At 71.9% G+C, this 19849-nt stretch carries 19 protein-coding genes; 11 read left to right on the forward strand and 8 right to left on the reverse strand.

Annotated features, from left to right (window positions below; genetic code table 11):
• The first annotated feature begins 245 nt into the window (after positions 1-245).
• Together BMY19_RS06595 and BMY19_RS06600 are read left to right on the forward strand one after the other, a co-directional pair.
• Entirely contained in the window at positions 246-1463 is a 1218-nt protein-coding gene (locus tag BMY19_RS06595; RefSeq protein WP_100251232.1) for an MFS transporter, read from the forward strand.
• A 34-nt stretch (positions 1464-1497) separates the two neighbouring features.
• On the forward strand, positions 1498-2385 hold the full coding sequence (locus BMY19_RS06600; protein ID WP_100251233.1) for a LysR family transcriptional regulator: 888 nt from the start codon (positions 1498-1500) through the stop codon (positions 2383-2385).
• 9 nt (positions 2386-2394) lie between these two features.
• Here the strand turns inward: BMY19_RS06600 and BMY19_RS06605 are convergent, their stop codons facing one another.
• The 5 genes from BMY19_RS06605 to BMY19_RS06625 all read right to left on the reverse strand — a co-directional run bounded on the left by BMY19_RS06605 (position 2395) and on the right by BMY19_RS06625 (position 7427).
• Positions 2395-2727 (reverse strand): sulfite:cytochrome C oxidoreductase subunit b precursor, encoded by a 333-nt coding sequence (locus BMY19_RS06605; RefSeq protein ID WP_100251234.1) that lies wholly within the window; start codon positions 2725-2727, stop codon positions 2395-2397.
• Between the two features lie 11 nt (positions 2728-2738).
• Entirely contained in the window at positions 2739-3956 is a 1218-nt protein-coding gene (locus BMY19_RS06610; protein ID WP_100251235.1) for a molybdopterin-dependent oxidoreductase, read from the reverse strand.
• 495 nt (positions 3957-4451) lie between these two features.
• Positions 4452-4967 carry a DUF2165 family protein gene (locus tag BMY19_RS06615; RefSeq protein ID WP_091676862.1) on the reverse strand — a complete coding sequence of 172 codons (516 nt, stop codon included), beginning with the start codon at positions 4965-4967 and terminating at the stop codon, positions 4452-4454.
• Positions 4968-5038: 71 nt separating this feature from the next.
• On the reverse strand, positions 5039-6955 hold the full coding sequence (locus BMY19_RS06620; RefSeq protein WP_100251236.1) for a hypothetical protein: 1917 nt from the start codon (positions 6953-6955) through the stop codon (positions 5039-5041).
• A 145-nt stretch (positions 6956-7100) separates the two neighbouring features.
• On the reverse strand, positions 7101-7427 hold the full coding sequence (locus BMY19_RS06625) for a HesB/IscA family protein (RefSeq protein WP_012319723.1): 327 nt from the start codon (positions 7425-7427) through the stop codon (positions 7101-7103).
• Between the two features lie 153 nt (positions 7428-7580).
• Here BMY19_RS06625 and BMY19_RS06630 point away from each other — a divergent pair, with 153 nt between their 5' ends.
• On the forward strand, positions 7581-8828 hold the full coding sequence (locus BMY19_RS06630) for a deoxyguanosinetriphosphate triphosphohydrolase (protein ID WP_100251237.1): 1248 nt from the start codon (positions 7581-7583) through the stop codon (positions 8826-8828).
• A gap of 25 nt (positions 8829-8853) precedes the next feature.
• Here the strand turns inward: BMY19_RS06630 and BMY19_RS06635 are convergent, their stop codons facing one another.
• Positions 8854-9285, reverse strand: coding sequence for a hypothetical protein (locus tag BMY19_RS06635; RefSeq protein ID WP_100251238.1), 432 nt, complete (start codon positions 9283-9285; stop codon positions 8854-8856).
• A gap of 279 nt (positions 9286-9564) precedes the next feature.
• Here BMY19_RS06635 and argS point away from each other — a divergent pair, with 279 nt between their 5' ends.
• The 6 genes from argS (at position 9565) to tatC (ending at position 15930) form a co-directional block, all read left to right on the forward strand.
• Entirely contained in the window at positions 9565-11316 is a 1752-nt protein-coding gene (argS, locus tag BMY19_RS06640) for an arginine--tRNA ligase (RefSeq protein WP_100251239.1), read from the forward strand.
• Between the two features lie 48 nt (positions 11317-11364).
• Complete coding sequence (locus BMY19_RS06645) at positions 11365-12744, forward strand: SPOR domain-containing protein (RefSeq protein ID WP_100251240.1); 1380 nt, start codon at positions 11365-11367, stop codon at positions 12742-12744.
• 251 nt (positions 12745-12995) lie between these two features.
• Positions 12996-14000 (forward strand): beta-N-acetylhexosaminidase, encoded by a 1005-nt coding sequence (gene nagZ / locus BMY19_RS06650; protein ID WP_100251241.1) that lies wholly within the window; start codon positions 12996-12998, stop codon positions 13998-14000.
• Between the two features lie 157 nt (positions 14001-14157).
• Entirely contained in the window at positions 14158-14430 is a 273-nt protein-coding gene (locus BMY19_RS06655; protein ID WP_020092042.1) for a twin-arginine translocase TatA/TatE family subunit, read from the forward strand.
• Between the two features lie 103 nt (positions 14431-14533).
• Positions 14534-15133, forward strand: a complete 600-nt coding sequence (tatB, locus tag BMY19_RS06660) for a Sec-independent protein translocase protein TatB (RefSeq protein ID WP_100251242.1) — start codon at positions 14534-14536, stop codon at positions 15131-15133.
• Positions 15130-15930: a twin-arginine translocase subunit TatC gene (tatC, locus tag BMY19_RS06665; protein WP_091676841.1), complete on the forward strand. Its 801-nt coding sequence runs from the start codon at positions 15130-15132 to the stop codon at positions 15928-15930. The genes tatB and tatC overlap by 4 nt, the downstream gene beginning before the upstream one ends.
• Positions 15931-15945: 15 nt before the next feature.
• On the opposite strand, the gene BMY19_RS06670 is transcribed toward tatC, so the two are convergent.
• A complete protein-coding gene (locus BMY19_RS06670; RefSeq protein ID WP_100251243.1) occupies positions 15946-16629 on the reverse strand; it encodes a response regulator in 684 nt (227 codons plus the stop codon).
• A gap of 32 nt (positions 16630-16661) precedes the next feature.
• Positions 16662-17933 carry a tyrosine--tRNA ligase gene (gene tyrS / locus BMY19_RS06675; protein ID WP_042675258.1) on the reverse strand — a complete coding sequence of 424 codons (1272 nt, stop codon included), beginning with the start codon at positions 17931-17933 and terminating at the stop codon, positions 16662-16664.
• Positions 17934-18056: 123 nt separating this feature from the next.
• Between tyrS and BMY19_RS06680 the strand changes: the two genes are divergently transcribed.
• Positions 18057-19190, forward strand: a complete 1134-nt coding sequence (locus BMY19_RS06680) for an anhydro-N-acetylmuramic acid kinase (RefSeq protein ID WP_020092047.1) — start codon at positions 18057-18059, stop codon at positions 19188-19190.
• Positions 19187-19804: a DUF3578 domain-containing protein gene (locus BMY19_RS06685; protein ID WP_100251244.1), complete on the forward strand. Its 618-nt coding sequence runs from the start codon at positions 19187-19189 to the stop codon at positions 19802-19804. Before BMY19_RS06680 ends, BMY19_RS06685 begins: the two co-directional genes overlap by 4 nt.
• Positions 19805-19849 lie beyond the last annotated feature (45 nt).

Genomic DNA, 19849 nt, shown 5'->3' on the forward strand with positions numbered 1-19849 from the left:
GGCGGTGGGGCGAAAGCCTACAGGGCTGAAGAGCCGCGGCAGGCGCGACCGCTCGGGATCGCTGCCGCACGGCGGGCGATCCTGCGGCGAGCGGGCGCCGATCGGCCCGGATACGCGAGTCGCGGCGAAGGACCGGGCGGCACGGTTTGTCATCGCATCGCGATACGGACGGGAACGCCGCCGCTATACCGGTGCCCTCGTCGCACCGGCCGGCCGCGGAGCCTTGTCGAATCCAGAGCGTCCCGATGTCCCGCACGTCCCCCTCGGCCATCGACCGCGCGCCCGTCGCCGACCGGTCGGGCACCGGCAATGTGGTCAGGCTAGCCGTCGCGCAGGCCCTCGCCGGCGCGAACTCGACCGTCGTGTTCGCGACGGGCGCGGTCGTCGGCAACATGCTCGCGCCCAGCAAGGTCCTGGCCACATTGCCGATCTCGATCTTCGTGGTCGGGATGGCCGCCTGCGCCCTTCCGACCGGCAGCATCGCCAGGCGCCACGGGCGCCGCACCGCCTTCATGGTCGGCACCGGGTGCGGCGTGCTCGTCGGCCTGCTCTCGGCCTGGGCGATCGTCGCGGCCAGTTTCTGGCTGTTCTGCGGGGCGATGTTCCTCGGGGGCGCCTACGCGGCCGTGGTCTTCTCGTTCCGCTTCGCCGCCGCGGACTGCGTTCCGGCCGATCGCCGCCCGCGGGCGCTGTCGGCCGTCATGGCCGGCGGCGTCTTCGGCGGGGTGATAGGGCCGCAGCTCGTCACCCACACCATGGACCTGTGGCCTCCCTACCTGTTCGCCGCCACCTTCCTGGCCCAGGCCGCCGTCGCCGCCGCGGCCGCCCTGATCCTGGCGGGCGTTCGCCTGCCGCGGCCGGCCGCCGGGTCCGTCTCGGGCGGACGACCGCTGGCCGTCATCCTCGCGCAGCCGCGCTTCGTGATCGCGGTGATCTGCGGGGCCGTGTCCTACCTCCTGATGAACTTCGTCATGACGGCCGCCCCGCTGGCCATGCGCCTGTGCGGCCACGCGCAGGAGGATGCTAATCTGGGCCTGCAGTGGCACGTCATCGCCATGTACGGCCCGAGCTTCTTCACCGGGCGGTTGATCACGCGCTTCGGCGCGTCCCGCGTGGTGGCGACCGGCCTCACCTTGACGGGGGCGGCCGCGCTCGTCGGACTCGCGGGCGCGGACGTCGGGCATTTCTGGCTGTCCCTCATCCTCCTCGGCGTCGGATGGAACTTCGGCTTCGTCGGCGCCTCCGCGATGGTGCTGGACTGTCATCGCCCGGAGGAGCGGACGCGGGTGCAGTCGATCAACGACTTCATCGTGTTCGGAATGGTGGCGCTCGGTTCGTTCTCGTCCGGGGGCCTGCTGACGAGCTACGGCTGGGACACGGTTCTCTGGGTGTCCTTCGCACCCTTGGCGCTGGCCGCGACGGCGCTCGCGCTCACGACAGGGCGCAGCGCGAAGGCGTGGTAGCCTGGATCGTCCCTCGCGGTCGCAGAGCCCGTCGATGACCCTCGATCAGTTGCGCATCTTCGTGGCGGTCGCAGAGCGTCAGCACGTCACCCGCGCGGCCGAGGCCTTGAACATCGTGCAGTCCGCGGTCAGCGCCGCGGTGTCCGGGCTGGAAGAGCGCCACGCGGTGAAGCTGTTCCACAGGGTCGGCCGCGGGATCGAGCTGACCGATGCCGGTCGCGTCTTCCTCGAAGAGGCCCGCGCGGTCCTCGCCCGCGCCGAGGCGGCCGAGCGGGTCTTGGCCGACCTGAGCGGCCTGCGGCGGGGAAGCCTGCGCGTTCACGCGAGCCAGACCATCGCCAGCCACTGGCTGCCCCGCCATCTCGTCGCGTTCCGGGCCGCCCATCCGGACATCACGATCCGGCTCGCCGTGGGCAACACCGCGGAGGTGGCGCGGGCGGTCGCCGATGGTTCGGCCGAACTCGGCTTCGTCGAGGGCGAGGTCGAGGATCCGGTCCTGGCGAGCGCGGCGGTCGCGCAGGATCGGCTCGTGCTCGTCGTGCCGGCCGGCCACCCCTTCTCGGCCCGGGAGACCCTGACGGCCGCCGATCTCGCGGGCCACCCGTGGGTGCTGCGCGAGGCGGGTTCCGGAACGCGCTCCGCCTTCGAGGCGGCGCTCGCGGTGGCGGGGCTGGCGCTCGCGGATGTGGCGGTGTCGCTCGAGCTGCCCTCCAACGAGGCCGTGCTCGCCGCGATCGAGGCCGGGGCCGGTGCGAGCGTCCTGTCGGAGGCGGTCGTGGCGAGCAAGCTGGCCGCCGGCGCGCTCGTCGCGCCGCCGTTCCCTTTGCCGGCACGGACCTTCCGGATGCTGCGCCATAGGGAGCGGTACAGGAGCCGCGCCGCGGACGCCCTGCTCGGCCTGATCCGAGACGGGGCGCCGTGAGCGGCGCAGTCAGGGCCGCGGCTTCAGCGCGGCGAGATAGTCGATGATGGCCTGCCGGTCGGCGGGATCCACGCTGGCCTTGTAGCTGTGAATCATCTTGTCGACGATCCCGCTCCACTGCGCCTTCGACAGGGCGGGCTGCGTGAGGATCATCCCGGCCGAGTGACAGGCGAGGCAGGTGTTGCTGATCGCCTCGGCGCCCGGTCCCGCCGGGAAGACCTGATCGGACGTGGGCCATTCGACCTGCTGCGACGTGAAGCGCATCGGCTCCGGCGCGGCGGCCGCGGAGACGGGGATCAGGGCGAGCGCGGCCAGGCAGCGCACTATTGGCGTCAGGGACATGAAACTCCTCCTCAGGCGACCTGGAGCGTCACGGTCTCGACGCCGTTCTGCATGAAGCCCGCGCCGTTCCAGACGGGGTCCATCGGCTGCGCGAGTCCGTTCGTGTTGGTGCAGCGGACCTTGACGGCGCGGGTGCCGGTCGCGAGGGCCGGCAAGCCGACGTCGAAGCGGCGGAAACTGTAGGCGCCCGCGTCGGCCCCGAGCCGCGTCGGCGCCCAAGACGCGCCGCCGTCGGTCGAGATCTCCACAGACCTGACCCCGCAATCGCCCCCGAAGGCGATGCCGCGCACGGCCACCGGCGCGCCGGCCGCGACCCGGGCGCCGTCCTGCAGGTTCGTCACGAAGGCGCGCGGCACCATGCGGTCGATCGGCACCGTCTTGAAGCCGGTCTGGCCGGGCCGGACGTTGGCTCCCGGCACGTCCGGGATGCGGTAGGCCGTCTCCATCCAGTACTGATCGTCGGGCCTGTCCAGAACCTCGATGTCCGACAGCATCTTGACCCAGTAGGTCGAGTACCGGCCCGGAACGACGAGGCGCAGCGGGAAGCCGTTCAGCAGCGGCAACTGCGCGCCATTCATCGCGTAGGCGATCATCACCTCGCCGTCGCGGGCATGGTCAAGGGCGAGGGATTTCCGGAAGTGCGGCGCGTCGCTCACGACCGGCTCGTCGAGGCCGGCGAAGCGCACCTGTACGGCCCCGGCCCTCACGCCCGCGCGGTCGAGCACGTCCTTCAGGCGCACGCCGGTCCAGAGGGCGTTCCCCATCGCGCCGTTGGCCCACTGCGCGCCGGGGACCCGCGGCACGAACAGGCCCCGCGAATTGCCCGAGCACTGGTTGACCGCCGCGATCTCGAATCGCGGCATGCCGGCGAGTGCGTCGAGGGACAGCGACAGGGCCGTCTCGACGTGGCCGCGCACTGTCAGACGGAAGGACGGCACGTCGATCGCGGTCGGGATCTCGGCCCAGTGCCAGCGCACGTAGAAGCGGTCGTTGGGGGTGAACACGCCCTCGTCGAACACCGCGAAGGGTGTCTCCAGCAGTGGCGGCCGGGTGCGCTGCAGGATCATCGCGCCCTTCCCGGGGAAGGCGGTCGTGACCGCGCGCTGGTCGGGACCGCCGGGCAGGGGGAGTCTGACCGTGCCGGCGGCCCAAGCCGGGGCGGCCGCAGCGAGGCCTCCGAGGCCGAGGCCGGCCAGCACGGCACGGCGGGGAAGGGCGGATTGGCTCACGGCAATGTCTCCTCAACGGCGTGGGGTAACTCGATGACCGTTGCTCTGCGGTTTGCAGATCGCGGTTCCGCGGTCCGATCTCTCTCCTGACGCTCCTCGAACCGGGCCCGGGCATCACGCGATGCCGAGAAGGCGGATCAGGTGGAGGCTGACGGCGGTGGGCGCGGCGAGCGAGGGTGCAGGTCCAGGACCCGGCCGACGATCGCGACCTCGACCGCCTCGGGCCGACGGCTCCGAGGCTGACCGCGAGGCGGGAGCCAAGCCTGGCTACGGAACCGCGGATGCGGCACGCGATCGAAAGAGGGTTGGTCCTGCGCGACACGGCTCGGCTCCGGAACAGGGAGCCACCATCCCTCTCGCCAAGCGTTCAATCCAACAGAATTTATGGAACGAACTGATCGCGATTCCCGATCGCTCCGGGTGGCGGTGCGGCGAACTCCGAGAACGCGGTCGGCACGACAGCCCCCGCGTCGGGGCAGCGCTGGCCGCGCGATCTCAGCCTCTGCGGCCCGCCTCCGGATCCTCGGCCTCGGGCAGGGCGACGTAGATCATCACGCCGAGGACCGTCATGGCGAAGCGGAAGGCGGATTGCTGGCCGTTCCAGACCTTCGACATCCACATGCCGAACCACTCGGCGCCGATGCCCAGGAAGCCCGCCTGCCAGACCAGGAAGCCGACGCTCAGGCCGGCGATCGCCCAGGTCTTGGCCCGGTCGAAGTCGCCGCGCGGGGCCCGCAGCCGCGCGAGCATCAGCGCGACGCCGATCCAGAGCAGGAGCGCCGTGACAGCCTCCCCGGCGACGATCATCGCGAAGGCGCCGCGCTGCAGTGTCGGATCGGTGATCGCGCGGTCGGCGATGCCCGAATCCGGCAGGATCGTGTCCATCGACAGCACGTGCTGCACGAAGGCGAGGTTCACAGCCGGCTCCGTGACGTTGCCGTACACGACCAGCGTGCAGGTCAGGGCCAGGGCGCCGACGAGGGCGGCCTTCGAGAGGCGGACGGCGAGCATGGGCGGCCCTTCCAGATATGCGGGCGTCGCCTTCGGAGCCGGGCCACGGCCTCGGCCGATCGCGGCGTCCCTCAGTTCGCTTTCGCCTCGACCTCGAGCCGGTCGAGGACGGCGGCCGGTGAGCGCGCCGCGCCCAGGTCGATGAAGCCGATCCCCGCCGGCTCCTTGGACTTGGCGTGCACCACGAGCTTGCCGGGTTTCATCACGAACTGGCCCATGGCAGCGCCGATCCCCTTGGCGGCCGCGCTGTTGCCCAGGATGATCGGCACGCCGAGCAGGCTGGCGGTGACGTATTCCTTGCGCAGCTCGTCCGGCTTGAGGCTGAGATCCTTCGACTGCGCGGCCAGGAAGCGCTCGAACAGGCCGGCATTCTCGACCGTCAGGTTCATGGTCTTGGCGCTGCCCGAGAACATCACCATGGTCGCCGCCGGCAGGGTACCGGAGAACAGTTCGGGCCCGATGCCTCCGAGCGTGCCGGACAGGCGGACGGTGCCGATGTCCCGCCCGGAGATCGTGACCTCGCGCAGGGCGAGGTCGCGGGCCTTCTCGTCCAGGCTCGCGTCGGCCACGAGGTCGAGATCGAGGTCTCGGTAGCCGTAGGCCGGCAGCAGGCCGAGGAGCGGCGCGCCCGCGAGCAGGTCGGCGGGCAGGCTCAGGCCGGTGAGGCTGATGCGGGTCGCGCTGGGCACGCCATCGGTCAGCGGGCCGAAGGCCAGGGCCGCCTCGCGCAGCGCGACGCGGGGGGACGGCCGCGGCGACACCGTGACCGCCAGGGGATCCGCGGTCCTGTCGGCCGGCCCGGGCTCGGGTGTCCGCGCCGACCGGCCCGGCTCGGGCAGGGTGCCGCGAGCCGGGGGCCGGACGTCGCGGGGGGGCGCCCGCTCGGCCTCGGCCTCGGGCGGCAGGTCGATCGACAGGTCGGTGAGGGTGAGCGTGCCGAGCTTCGGCGTCAGGCGACGCATCTCGACGTCGGAGAAGCCGGCGCCGCCCGTCGGCTCGGCGGCAATGCCCTGGAGGGTCGCGACGGTCGGCGCCAGGGAGGTCCCCAGCGCGGCCACGCGGCCGACATGGATCCGCAGCGCGCCGCGGGTCATCGACAGGTTGTCGAGGGTGGTACCGCCCTCGGAGCCCGAGGAGGTGTAGGCGGCCCGGCCGATCTCGAACAGCACCGGCCCCTTCGGATCGGTGTCGCTGACGCTCAGGCCCTGCATCTCCAGGCTGCCGACCGAAGTGGCGTCGATGAGATCGGCGGCGGCGGCCGCCAGCGGTCGGCGGTCGCTGGCGCCGTCGAAGCCGTTCGCCACGATGGCGAAGGCGCCGCTCCAGCCGTCCGGGACCTGCCGGCCGCCGAGGTCGCGGCCGTCGAGGCGGGCGATCTTCACGGTGGTGCCGCGCGCGTCCGAGTAGGTGACGTCCGAGACCTGGATGGTGCCGTAGACGCGCTGGACCGGTCCCTTGCCGTCGCCGGGCACCGTGTAGAGCCGGCTGAGCGCGGCGAGATCCAGGTCCGTGGCGCGCACCTGACCGTAGGTCCCGGACCCGCGGTTCGGCCCCGCGACGGAGCTGACCGTCGCGCCGGCCGCCGTCAGCTCGCCGACGCGGCCGGCCCGGATGTCGCGGGCGACCACGTCGCGGTAGGTGACGGTCTGCCGGTTCTCGCCGGGACCCGCGTTCTCGGAGACGAGGACCGGGACGGTCAGGCTGCCGGCGTCGAGCCGGGCGAGGCGCTGCTCCCAGGGCACGTTGGAGTCCGGGCGCAGGATCGCCGCGAGATCCTCCTTGGAGAGGCGGGTGCCGCTGGCCGTCAGCTTCGGAGCCTTCAGCAGCGTGCCGCCCAGCGGGATCACCACGTCGTTGACCGTCACGTCCTGGACGGCGGCGGCGCCCTCCTGCGCGGCGAGCGGCGCGGGCGCGAGGCCGAGAAGGGCCAGCGTGACGGCCGCCGCCCAGGCCGACCGGAGGCGGAGACGGGCCTTCGGGTGGTTCATGGCAGCGTCCGGACCAGGGCTCTCGCGGGGATGCCCTAGCCGTGCCGTGTTTTGCCGGGCGAGGCAATCGCGCGCGCCGGCCCGGGCGATCGAGCCGGGAAAGGTGTCGTACGGACGCAACGGCGCGGCGGCGTCGGGCCGGGCGCTACAACGAGAAGGAGGTGCCGCAGCCGCAGGAGGCGGTGGCGAGCGGGTTCTCGATCTTGAAGGACTGCCCGATCAGGTCGTTCACGAAATCGATGGTCGAGCCGCTCATGTACTCGAGCGAGACCGGATCGACGATCACGGTGGCGCCGTCGCGCTCGATCGCGACATCCTGCGCCTCGCGGGCGCGGGTGATGTCGAAGGCGTAGGAGAAGCCCGAGCAGCCGCCGCCGTTGACGCTGATCCGCAGCGACGAGCCGGCCGGCTCCGACACCATGATCTCGTTGATGCGCTTGGCCGCGCGGGCGGTCAGGGTGATCTCAGCCATCGGTCTCTGGCCACGCATTCGTTCGGTGGACGGCGCGCCCGGCCCGTTGCCGAGGGCGCCTCGACCCACAAGATATGAGCCGCAAGCCCGCGCCGCAACGCGCCGGGCGGGGAGCCGTCATGAGCAGGGTGCGTGAGTTACAGAGCGGATGCCGTGCGACCGAACGGTGAGCGCTGGCGCGCGCCCTACGCCACCGACCCGGCCCGCACCCGGGGCCGCCTGATCCCGGAGGCCGGCTCGCCGACCCGCAGCGACTTCCAGCGCGACCGGGACCGGATCATCCACTCGACGGCGTTCCGGCGGCTGAAGCACAAGACGCAGGTCTTCGTGCATCACGAGGGCGACCACTACCGCACCCGCCTGACCCACACGCTGGAGGTGAGCCAGATCGGCCGGGCGCTCGCGCGCGCCCTCGGGCTCGACGAGGACCTCGCGGAAGCTCTGGCCCTCAGCCACGACCTCGGCCACACCTGCTTCGGCCATACCGGCGAGGACGCCCTCGACACCTGCATGGCGCGCCACGGCGGCTTCGACCACAACGCCCAGGCGCTGCGGATCGTCACCCGGCTGGAGCGGCGCTACGCCGGCTTCGACGGGCTGAACCTCGCCTGGGAGACGCTGGAGGGCCTCGTCAAGCACAACGGTCCGCTGCTCACCGCGGACGGCCACCCGACGCCCCGCTACGCCGCCCGCGGCATCCCGGCGGCGATCCTGGAATACGACGCGCTGAATCCCCTCGACCTGTGGAGCCAGGCCGGCCCCGAGGCCCAGGCCGCCTCGCTGGCGGACGACATCGCCTACGCCGCCCACGACCTCGACGACGGGCTGCGCGCCGGCCTGTTCGAGATCCCGGAGCTGCGGGCGGTCCCGTTCCTGGCCGGGTTGCTCGACGAGATCGACCGGCTGTATCCGGGCCTGGAGCCGTCGCGGATGATCCACGAGCTCGCCCGCCGGGTGATCACCCGCTTCGTCGAGGACGTCATCCGCGAGGGCGGCCGCCGCATCGCCGCCCTGGATCCGCAGAACGTCGAGGACATCCGCAACGCGGATCAGCCGGTCATCGTGTTCTCGCCGGAGATCGCGGCGGCCGACGCCGAGATCATGCGCTTCCTGTGGGAGCGGATGTATCGGCATCCCGGCGTGGTGGCCGTGCGGAAGAAAGCGGACGCCATCGTCAACGACCTGTTCGCCGCGTTCACCGCGGCGCCGGCCCGGATGCCGGAGGAGTGGAGCGCCGGTCTCGACGGGGCGACCGAGGCCCGGGTCGCCCGCCGTGTCGCCGACTACATCGCCGGCATGACCGACACCTACGCGGTCCTGGCGCATCGCAAGCTCTACGCGACGACGCCGGACCTCCACTGGGAGTTGCCCAGCCGGGGCCTGCCCCTCGCCGAGCCCTGAAGGCCCGGCGCGGGGCAGGCGCGTGTCAGCAGCCGCAGCCGCAGGTGAAGCTGCCGTAGCACCCGCCGTAGCCGTAGCCACCGTAGGCGGCGGGATAGCCGTAGCCGTAGCCGCCGTAGGCGGCCGGGTAGCCGTAGCCGTAGCTGCCATAACCGTAGCCGCCGTAGACGCTGCCGGCGGCGAGCCCGAGCCCGAGGCCGATCCCCGCGCCGGCCAGCCCGTAGCCGAGGGCCCGACCGTAGCCGCCGCGGTAGCCGTAACCGTAGCCGCGCCCGTAGAAGCCGCGGGCCACGTAGCCGCCGCGGTAGCCGTAGCCACCGCGGTAACCGCCCCGGAAGCTGCCGCCATGGAATCCGCCACCATGGAATCCGCCGCCGCGGAACCCGCCCGCCTCGGCACTCGGCGCGGCCAGGATGAGCGCGCAGAGCGCCGTGCCCGCAATCGTCAAGGTCTTCATCAGTAACTCCGCGATCGGCCTACTCACGATCGCCAACGATGACACCGTGTCGTCTCGTTCGAGACAAGACGGACACTGGGCGATCCGTATTCGTCGCGCGGGATAACCCGTCGGCGACGCGCACGTGGTTACCGGAGCGATGCCGCGACCGCGGATTCCGCGGGCTCGGTGCGCGGCCCGGCGCCGTGACACCCTCCCGCCCCCTTGCTAGACCGCCGGGGCGGGCGCAGGCCGGACGGGCCGGGCGACGAGACCCCCGCGCGAGCGAGATCGAGACCCATGAACATCTTCGCCCTGTTCGAGGCGCGCGTGCGCGAGGCCGTGGAGGCGCTGACCCGCGCCGGCCAACTGCCCGAGGGCCTCGACCTGGGCCGCGTGGTCGTCGAGCCGCCCCGCGACGCGTCGCACGGCGATCTCGCCACGAACGCCGCCCTGGTGCTCGCCAAGGAGGCGCGGACCAATCCGAAGGCGCTCGGCGAGGCCCTGGCGGAGGAACTCCGCGCGGACCCGCGGATCGTCGAGGCGAGCGTCGCCGGGCCGGGCTTCATCAATCTGCGGCTCGACCCCGCGATCTTCCACGCGGTCGTGCGCGACGCGCTGACGGCGCCGGAGGCGTTCGGCCGCGCGCGGTTGCCCGGCGGCCCGATCAACGTCGAGTATGTGTCGGCGAACCCGACGGGGCCGATGCATGTCGGGCACGGCCGCGGCGCGGTGTTCGGCGACGCCCTGTGCAACCTGCTCGTCGCCGCCGGCCGGCAGGTGAAGCGGGAATACTACATCAACGACGCCGGCGTTCAGGTCGACGTGCTGGCCCGCTCGGCCTTCCAGCGCTACCGCGAGGCCCTGGGCGAGCCCTTCGCGATCGCCGAGGGCCTCTACCCGGGCGACTACCTGAAGCCCGTGGGCGCCGCGCTGGCCGAGACCCACGGCCGCGCGCTCCTCGACAAGCCGGAGGCGGAGTGGCTGCCCGCGGTGCGCGAGACCGCGCTCGGCATGATGATGGAGATGATCCGGGCCGACCTGGCGGCGATCGGCATCCGCCACGACGTGTTCTTCTCCGAGCGCACGCTCCAGGAGAGCGGGGCCGTGAAGTCCCTGCTCGCGGAACTGCGCGCCAAGGGCCTCGTCTACGAGGGCCGCCTGCCGCCGCCCAAGGGTCAGCTGCCGGAGGATTGGGAGGACCGCGAGCAGACGCTGTTCCGCACCCGGGAATTCGGCGACGACAGCGACCGCCCGCTGCTGAAGTCGGACGGCTCGTACACGTACTTCGCCTCCGACATCGCCTACCACCGGGCCAAGTACCTCGCCGGGGCGACTGAGCTGATCGACGTCCTGGGCGCCGATCACGGCGGCTACGTGAAGCGCATGCAGGCTGCCGTGAAGGCGGTCAGCGACGGCAAGGCCACGCTCGACGTCAAGCTCTGCCAGCTCGTGCGGCTGTTGCGCGCAGGCGAGCCGGTCAAGATGTCCAAGCGGGCCGGCGAGTTCGTGACCCTGCGCGACGTGATCGACGAGGTCGGCCGCGACGCGATCCGGTTCATGATGCTCTACCGGAAGAACGACGCGACCCTGGATTTCGACCTCGCCAAGGTCGTGGAGCAAACGAAGGACAACCCGGTCTTCTACGTCCAGTACGCCCATGCCCGCGTCCGCTCGGTGCAGCGGCAGGCACGCGAGGCCTTCCCGGACGCCGACCTCTCGGCCGCGGCGCTGGCCCGTGAGGCGGATTTCTCCGTGCTGAGCGACCCGGGCGAGATCGAGATGATGCGCCTCATCGCGCAGTACCCGCGGGTCCTCGAATCCGCGGCGCTGGCGCACGAGCCGCACAGAATCGCCTTCCACCTCTATGAACTCGCCTCCGCGCTGCATAGTTTCTGGAACAAGGGCAAAGACTTGCCGCAATTACGGTTTGTTAATGCAACCGACCGAAAGTCGACGTGGGCCCGGCTGGCGCTCGTCGAAGCTCTGCGGAGCACGCTGGCGGCCGGCCTTGCGATTCTCGGTGTGACCGCGCCGGACGAGATGCGATAGGCCCGAGTGCATCGGGCCGGTCTTCGGCGTTGATGTGAGGATGCTGCCATGACGAACGCTTCGCGCGCTCAGGTCGATTTGGACGCCCTCGCGCGCGATCTGCGTCAGGAGAAGGGCCAGGCGCCGCAGGCGTCCGGCAAGGGCGACCCGCTGGCGGAACTCGCCCGCATCGTCGGCCAGGACGACCCGTTCCGGGCGCTGCTCGCGGCCCGCGACGAGATGCGCGCCGACGCGCCCGCCGCCCCGCAGCAGGCCGCCTGGAATGCCCGGGTCGAGCCGAGCTTCGCCCCGGAAGCCGCCAAGGCCACGCCGGCCGACGCGTTCGACCAGTATCTCGCCTCGGTGGAGCAGGACACGCACCGCGAGGGCGCCGGCTACGCTCCGGAGAGCGGCCCGACCTCGACCGGCGACGAGGAGACCTACGCGGACAGCCGCGCGCTCCGGCGCGCCAATCCGCGGCGGCGGCTCATCTCGGTGGGTGCCGGCGTCGCCGTGGTGGCGCTCGCCGTCACCGGGGCGCTCACCTACAAGGGCCTGAGCAATTCGGGCCACGGCGGCGTGCCGGTGGTCCAGGCCGATTCCACGCCCCTCAAGGTCGCCCCGAAGGTCGCCGACGGCGTCGAGATCCCGGATCAGAACCGGCAGATCTACGACCCGAAGGGCAAGAAGGACGGCCAGATCAAGATCGTGAACCGCGAGGAGCAGCCCCTCGACGTGGCCGAGGCCGCGCGGGCGGCCCAGGGCCCGTCGCAGCCGAGCGGCGCCCAGGGTGGCACGACGCCGGGCAGCGGACCGTTCGAGGCCTTCGGGGAGCCGCGCCGCGTCCGCACCGTGGCGGTCAAGCCCGAAGCGCCGCCCGCGCCGCCGCCGCGCGAGCAGCAGGCCGCCGATGCCGGGCCGGCCCCGATCCCCACCATGGTCCTGCCGAGCGACGAGCCGCCCGCTCCGCCGGCCCCGAAGTCCAGGCCCGTCCGCCAGACCGCCGCAGCCATGCCGGCGACCACGGCCACGCCCGTCGACGCGCAACCGGAAGCTGCGGTCGAGCAGCCGGCGCCCAAGCCGGTAGCCGTGAAGCCGCCGCCGAAGGCCGCCCAGCGCATCGCCGCCGTCGCTCCGGCCGGGGCGGCCGCGCCCGACACCACCGCCAGCACCACGACGGACGACGACGCCGTGAAGTCCGGCCCGGTCAGCGGCTTCTCGGTCCAGCTCGGGGTGCGCAGCTCCGCCGCCGAGGCCAAGGCCGCGTTCCACCAGTTGCAGGCCAAGTACGCGCAGCTCGCCGGCAAGCCCGAGCTGATCCGGCAGGCCGAGGTCAACGGCAAGACGATCTACCGCGTCCGCGTCGGACCGCTGGAGAAGGCCCAGGCCGCGAGCCTGTGCAGCGCCCTGCAGGGCGCGGGCGGCCAGTGCTTCGTGGCCAAGAACTGATCTCCTGACGGCACCTCGCGGACGGGACGGCGTGCCTGTCCGCGGTGATCCGCGTCGCCCGTCCGACCGAGTCCGCACGGCAACACGGGCGGCGCGATCGCCCCGGCCACCGGTCCGGGGCCCCGGTTTGGTCTTGCCGGCTCCCCGTTCCCGCCCGACTCTGTCGCCATCGATTCGCGCCGCCCGGCGGCCCTGCCGCCGTTCTCGCGCCGTCTTCGCGCCGCCACCGAGCACTATCCGAGCCGTTCCAGATGACCTCCCGCGCCCTGATTCTCGGCTGCACCGGCCCGTCGCTCACGGCGGAGGAGAGGGCCTTCTTCCGGGACGTGAAGCCCTGGGGCTTCATCCTGTTCAAGCGCAACATCGGGACGCCCGACGAGGTCCGCGCCCTCACCGGGGCACTCCGGGACTGCGTCGGGTCCGACCGGGCGCCGATCCTGATCGATCAGGAAGGCGGCCGGGTCCAGCGGATGGGTCCGCCCCACTGGCCGGCCTATCCGGCCGGCGGCCGCTACGGTCGGCTGAACGGCAGCGCCGCGACCGTCGCCCGGCTCGGGGCGCGCCTCATGGCGCACGACCTCGCCGAGGTCGGCATCAACGTCGACTGCGCCCCCGTCCTCGACGTGCCGGCGCCGGGCTCGCACGACATCATCGGCGACCGGGCCTACGCGACGAGTCCGGAACGGGTCGCCGAGATCGGACGCGCCGTCGCCGAGGGCCTGATGGCCGGCGGCGTCCTGCCGGTGATGAAGCACATTCCGGGGCACGGGCGCGCCACCTGCGACAGCCACCACGGCCTCCCGGTGGTCGACGCGACCCGCGCGGATCTCGCCGGGCAGGATTTCCGCACCTTCCGCGCCCTCGCAGACCTGCCGATGGCGATGAGCGCGCACGTCGTCTTCACCGCCATCGACCCCGACCGGCCGGCGACCCAGTCAGACACCGTCATCCGCGACATCATCCGCGGCGCCATCGGCTTCGACGGCCTGCTGATGACCGACGACCTGTCCATGCACGCGCTGACCGGCACGTTCCGCGACCGGACGGAGCGCGCCTTCGCGGCGGGGATCGACATCGGCCTCCACTGCAACGGCGCGCGCGACGAGATGCAAGCGGTGGCCGAGGCGGCGCCCGAACTGACCGGCGAGGCCGCGCGGCGCGCCGCCGCTGCGCTGGCGCGGCTCGACCCCGCCGGCGACGGGCTCGACGTCGCGGAAGCCCGCGACCGCTTCGCCGCGGCCCTCGCCGCCGCCTGACCTGAGACACCGCGCGACGTTCCATCGCGGCCTTCCACCGGCCGTGGCATCGCCTCTGCTTGTGTTCGGGCGGCGCGATCCCTAGGTTCGCCCCGAAATCCTCAACCGGACGTGGCGTCACGCTCCCGCTTCTTCGGGGCGCCCGCAGGAGGTTGCCATGGGCAGCATGAGTATCTGGCACTGGGTCATCGTCGCGGTCATCGTGATGCTGCTCTTCGGACGCGGCAAGGTGTCCGACCTGATGGGCGACGTCGCCAAGGGCATTAAGGCCTTCAAGAAGGGCATGGCCGAGGACGAGACCCCGCCGGCGGCCCAGGCCGCGCCGCCTCCGGCCGAGCCGGTTCGCACCATCCCGCACACCGCCGAGACGAGCCCCGGCACCGCGATCCCGGCGAGTCATATCCCCGGCGGTGAGCGCAAGCCGGTCTGACGGCGAGCTTGACTGTAGGACTGTCAGAGCGCGCGCGCTCGTGTAGAGCCTGACGGGGTCCGGCCGCCGTGCCGGATCTCGGGGCAGCAGGACCGTCGACGACATGCTGGACATGAGCTGGGGCGAGGTGATGCTGATCGGCGGCGTCGCCCTCATCGTCATCGGGCCGAAGGATCTGCCGAAGGCGCTGCGCACCGTCGGGCAGATCACCACGAAGCTGCGCCGCATGGCCGGCGAGTTTCAGATGCAGTTCAACGAGGCGATCCGCGAGGCCGAGCTCGACGACGTCCGGCGCGAGGTCGACGGCATCCGCAACACCGTCCGCACGGCGGGCTCGACCTTCAATCCGGTGCAGACGATCCGCGACGAACTGAAGGGCGCCGTCGAGGGCCGGGCCAAGATGGGTCCGGAGAAGATGGGACCGGAGTTGCCCGGCCCCGAGACACCCCCGATCGAGACCCGGTCGCTGGCCGACGCCACGGCGCAGCTGAAGGCCGAGCAGGAAGCCGCGGCGGTGCCTCACGCCGCCGATACGCATCCGGTGACGCCCGCCGGCGCGTCGGACCATGGTGCGGCGGCCGAGGTCGCGGAGGCGCCCCTGCCCGTGCCCGGCTCGGTGGACGATCCGTTCGGTCCTCGGCCCGACCCGCCTGCCGCACACCCCGCCACCGAAGAGTCCAAGAACGGCACGGCTGCCCGATGATCAGCGAGGCGGACGAGGCCGAGATCGAGGCGTCCCGGGCGCCCCTGCTCGAGCACCTGATCGAATTGCGCGCGCGGCTGATCAAGTCGCTCATCGCCTTCGTGCTGATGTTCTTCGCGTGCTTCTTCTTCTCGCGCGACATCTACAACGTGCTGGTCTACCCCTACGTCTCGATCGTGGGTGCGCAGAACGCCGAGCTGATCGCCACGCACTTCCTCGAGCAGGTCTTCACCAACATCAAGCTCAGCGTCTTCGGCGCGGCCTTCCTGGCCTTCCCGGTGATCGCGACGCAGATCTACGCCTTCGTGGCACCCGGCCTCTACCGCAACGAGCGCAAGGCGTTCCTGCCCTACCTCGTCGCCACCCCGATCTTCTTCCTGCTCGGCGCGCTCGTGGTGTTCTTCCTGGCGATGCCGCTGCTGATCAAATTCTCGGTGTCGCTCCAGCAGGTGGGCGTCGCCGGGGAGCCGACGATCAAGCTGCTCCCGAAGGTCGACGAGTACCTGTCGCTGATCATGACGCTGATCTTCGCGTTCGGCATCGCCTTCCAGCTGCCGGTGATCCTGACGCTGCTCGGCCAGATCGGGATCATCGACGCGGCGTTCCTGCGCGAGAAGCGCCGCTACGCGATCGTGCTGGTCTTCGTCGCCGCCGCCATCCTGACCCCGCCGGACGTCATCTCGCAGCTCTCCCTCGCGATCCCGATGCTGCTCCTCTACGAGGCCTCGGTGTTCTCGGTGGCGCGGGTCGAGAAGCTGCGCGCCGCGCGGCGCGTCGAGGAGGGGCTGGAGCCCTGAGCCGGCGCGCCGGGCTCAATCCGGCGCGCGCAGGCGGTAGCCGACGCCGGTCTCGGTGAGCAGGTAGCGCGGGCGCTCGGGATCGGGCTCGAGCTTCTGGCGCAGCTGCCGGATGTAGACGCGCAGGTACTGCGGGTCCGACGAGGCCGGCGCGTGGCGCATGAGCTGCGCGTGGGTGAGCACCTTGCCGGCGTGCTGCACCAGCACGCGCAGGAACTCGTATTCCCGCGGCGACAGCTTCACGTCGCGCTCGCCCACCCGGACGATGCGGCGGACGAGGTCGACCGAGAGGTCCTCGACCCGGAAGACCGGCCGCTCACCCTGCATGGCGAGGCGATGGCGCAGGGCCGCGCGGATGCGCGCCAGCAGCTCGTTCATGCCGAAGGGCTTGGTGACGTAGTCGTCGGCGCCGAGATCGAGGGCCTCGACCTTGCCGCGCTCGTCGTCGCGACTCGACAGGATCACGACCGGCAGGTCGGGCCAGCGCTCGCGGACCGCCGCCAGGAGGGCGTGGCCGGCCATGTCGGGAAGGCCGAGGTCGAGGAGCGCGAGATCCACCCCGCCGGCCTCCAGGGCGACGAGCGCCGCGGCCCCGTCGGCGGCCTCGACGACCGCGTAGTCCTGCGTCCCGAGACCGGTGCGGAGCAGCCGGCGGATCGGCGGCTCGTCGTCGATCACCAGGATGCGGGCTATGCTCACGCGTTCCGTCCCTCGTGGCGGTCTCGGGCGGCCTATTCGGGCCGCAACAGCACGTGCCGCTTCTTGCCGAAGGAGAGCTTGATCACCCCGTCCGCGGTCACGTCGCCGCGGCCGAGGACAGCCTTCTCGTCCGTGACCGGCACGTCGTTGACCCGCAGGCCGCCGCCCTTGATCTGACGGCGCGCCTCGCTGGTGGACGGCACGAGCTTGGCGACCTCCGGCCCGAAGGCGGTGAGCACGCCGAGGCCCGCCTCCAGGGCGGCGGACGGCACGGTGACGCTCGGGAGGTCGGCGGCCAGCGTCCCCTCGACGAAGGTCTTGCGGGCGGTCTCGGCGGCGGCCTCGGCGGCCTCGCGGCCGTGCATCAGCGCGGTCGCCTCCGTGGCCAGCACCGTCTTGGCCGCGTTGATCTCGGAGCCGGCGAGGGCGGAGAGGCGCGCGATCTCCTCCATGGGCAGCAGGGTGAACAGCTTGAGGAAGCGGGCCACGTCCGCGTCCTCGGTGTTCCGCCAGAACTGCCAGTAATCGTAGGGCTTCAGCATGTCCGGGTTGAGCCAGACGGCGCCGGCCGCGGTCTTGCCCATCTTGGCGCCGGACGACGTGGTCAGCAGCGGGCAGGTCAGGGCGTAGAGCTGCGGCGTGCCCATGCGGCGGCCGAGATCGATGCCGTTGACGATGTTGCCCCACTGGTCCGATCCGCCCATCTGCATGACGCAGCCGTAGCGGCGATTCAGCTCCACGAAGTCGTAGGACTGAAGGATCATGTAGTTGAACTCGAGGAACGACAGCTCCTGGTCGCGCTCCAGGCGCAGGCGCACGCTGTCCATCGACAGCATGCGGTTCACCGAGAAATGGCGGCCGACGTCGCGCAGCATCTCGATGTAGTTGAGCTTGGTCAGCCACTCGGCGTTGTCGACCATCACGGCGTCGCCGGCCGCGTCGCCGAAACGCAGGAACCGGTCGAAGGTCTTGCGGATCTCGGCTTTGTTGGCGTCGATCTGCTCGACGGTGAGGATCTTGCGGGTCTCGTCGCGGCCGGACGGGTCGCCGACCCGGGTCGTGCCGCCGCCCATCAGGGCGATGGGCCTGCCCCCGGTGGCCTGCAGCCAGTGCAGCATCATGATCGACAGGAGGTGCCCGACATGGAGCGAGGGCGCCGTGCAGTCGTAGCCGACATAGGTGGTCAGCCGGCCCTCGAGGGCCGCGGCGTCGATGCCGGCGAGGTCCGAGGTCTGGTGGATATAGCCGCGCTCGGTCAGGATCCGCAGGAAGTCGGATTTCGGCGCGAAGCTCTCGGCGGTCATGGATGCCATCTCGGGTCGCGCGCTGGCGCGACAGGCCGAGGCCCCGCATGCTAGCTCGCGCTGGGTTCAGGATACGGCGCGCTCTTAGCAGGGCGTTGACCGAAAGGCACGGGGCAGCACGGCATGGCGATGATGCGCGCGATCGGACTGATGAGCGGCACCTCGCTGGACGGCGTCGACATCGCGCTGATCGAGACCGACGGCGAGCGCGTCCACGTGGTCAAGGGCCACAACAACTTCCTCGAGCCGCTGGGCCCCACCGGCTACCGCGGCTACGCCGACGACGAGAAGGCGCTGCTGCGCGCGGCCACCAAGGACGCCGAATCCGTCCTCCATCCCGCCGACCGGCCGGGGCGTCTGCCGGAGGCCGAGGCCTTCGTCACCCTCGCCCATGCCGAGGCCGTGGAGCGCTTCCTGGAGGAGCACGGCCTGAATGCCTCCGAGATTGACGTGATCGGCTTCCACGGCCAGACCGTGATCCACCGCCCGGACCAGCGGATCTCGATCCAGATCGGCGACGGGCAGGCGCTGGCGACCCGGCTCGGCATCCCGGTCGTCTCGGACCTGCGCCGGGCCGATATCGAGGCGGGCGGGCAGGGGGCGCCGCTGGTGCCGGTCTTCCACAAGGCGCTCGCCGAGGCGTCGGGCTTCGACGGGCCCTTCGGCATCCTCAACATCGGCGGCGTCGCCAACGCGACGCTGATCGACTCGAAGGGCGGCGTCATCGCCTTCGACACCGGTCCCGGCAACGCCCTGATCGACGAGTGGATGCAGGAGCGCGAGGGCAAGAACCTCGACGATGGCGGCCGCACGGCGGCCCGCGGCCGCCCGGACGAGCAGCTGCTTGCCTGGCTCCTGACGCACCCGTTCTTCTTCCGCAAACCGCCGAAGTCGCTGGACCGGAACTGGTTCTCGCACAAGCTCGCCGGGCAACTCTCGACCGAGGACGGCGCCGCGACGCTCACGGCCTTCACGGCCCGGGCCGTGGCCCGCGCCCTTGACCACGCCCCGGAGGTCCCGACCCGCTGGATCGTGGCCGGCGGCGGCGCCCGCAACGGCGAGCTGGTGCGGCTCCTGAACTACCACCTGCGCGCCGAGATCACGACCGCGGACGCGATCGGCTGGTCCTCCGCCTATCTGGAGGCGCAGGCCTTCGCGTACCTCGCGGTGCGCTCGCTCAAGGGCCTGCCGATCACCTTCCCGGCGACCACCGGGGTACGCGAGGCCATCACCGGCGGGGTGCTGGCGCGGCCGTGAGCCTCGGCTACGCGCTCCGGCGGATCGTCGAGGAATACCCGCTCGCCCGGCTCGACCCGCCGGCCGGCCACCCGCTCGCCGCCGTCATCCGCAGGGGTGCGCCGGACGAGTTGCGCGCCGCCCTGGAGCCGATCGACGGGCCGTTCCTGGTGAAGGGCAGCCCGGGGCGCGGGAGCCACTGGGCCGCGATCCCCTGGATCGCCGTGTTCGATCCCGCCGTCACCACCAGCGCCACGCGGGGCTACTACCTCGTCTACCTGTTTCCGGCGAACCGCGAGGCGGTGCACCTGTCGCTGGCGCAGGGAACGGTGGCGGCGATCCGCAACCACGGTCCGGCGGCGGCCGGTGCCCATCTTCGCGCCAGCGGCGCCGCGCTCAGGACGCGGCTGTCGGACTTCGCCGACGCGCTGCCGAACGCGGCGATCGCCCTCGGCAGCGCGGGCGAATTGCCGGAGGGCTACGAGGCCGCCCACATCCTCGGCCTCACCTACGCCCTCGCCGATCTCGGCGACGAGCGCCGGCTGCACCGGGATCTCGCGGCGGCGGTCGCGGCGTACCGGGCGCTCAAGGCGCGGGGCGGGCTCGATCTGCCCGGTTCGCCGAAGGCCCGGTGAGGCTGCCGGGCGCTCCGACCCGTCACCGCGCGCGGGTCTGCCCGG

The organism is Methylobacterium sp. UNC300MFChir4.1, assembly GCF_900110155.1.
In the GTDB taxonomy this organism is placed as follows: domain Bacteria; phylum Pseudomonadota; class Alphaproteobacteria; order Rhizobiales; family Beijerinckiaceae; genus Methylobacterium.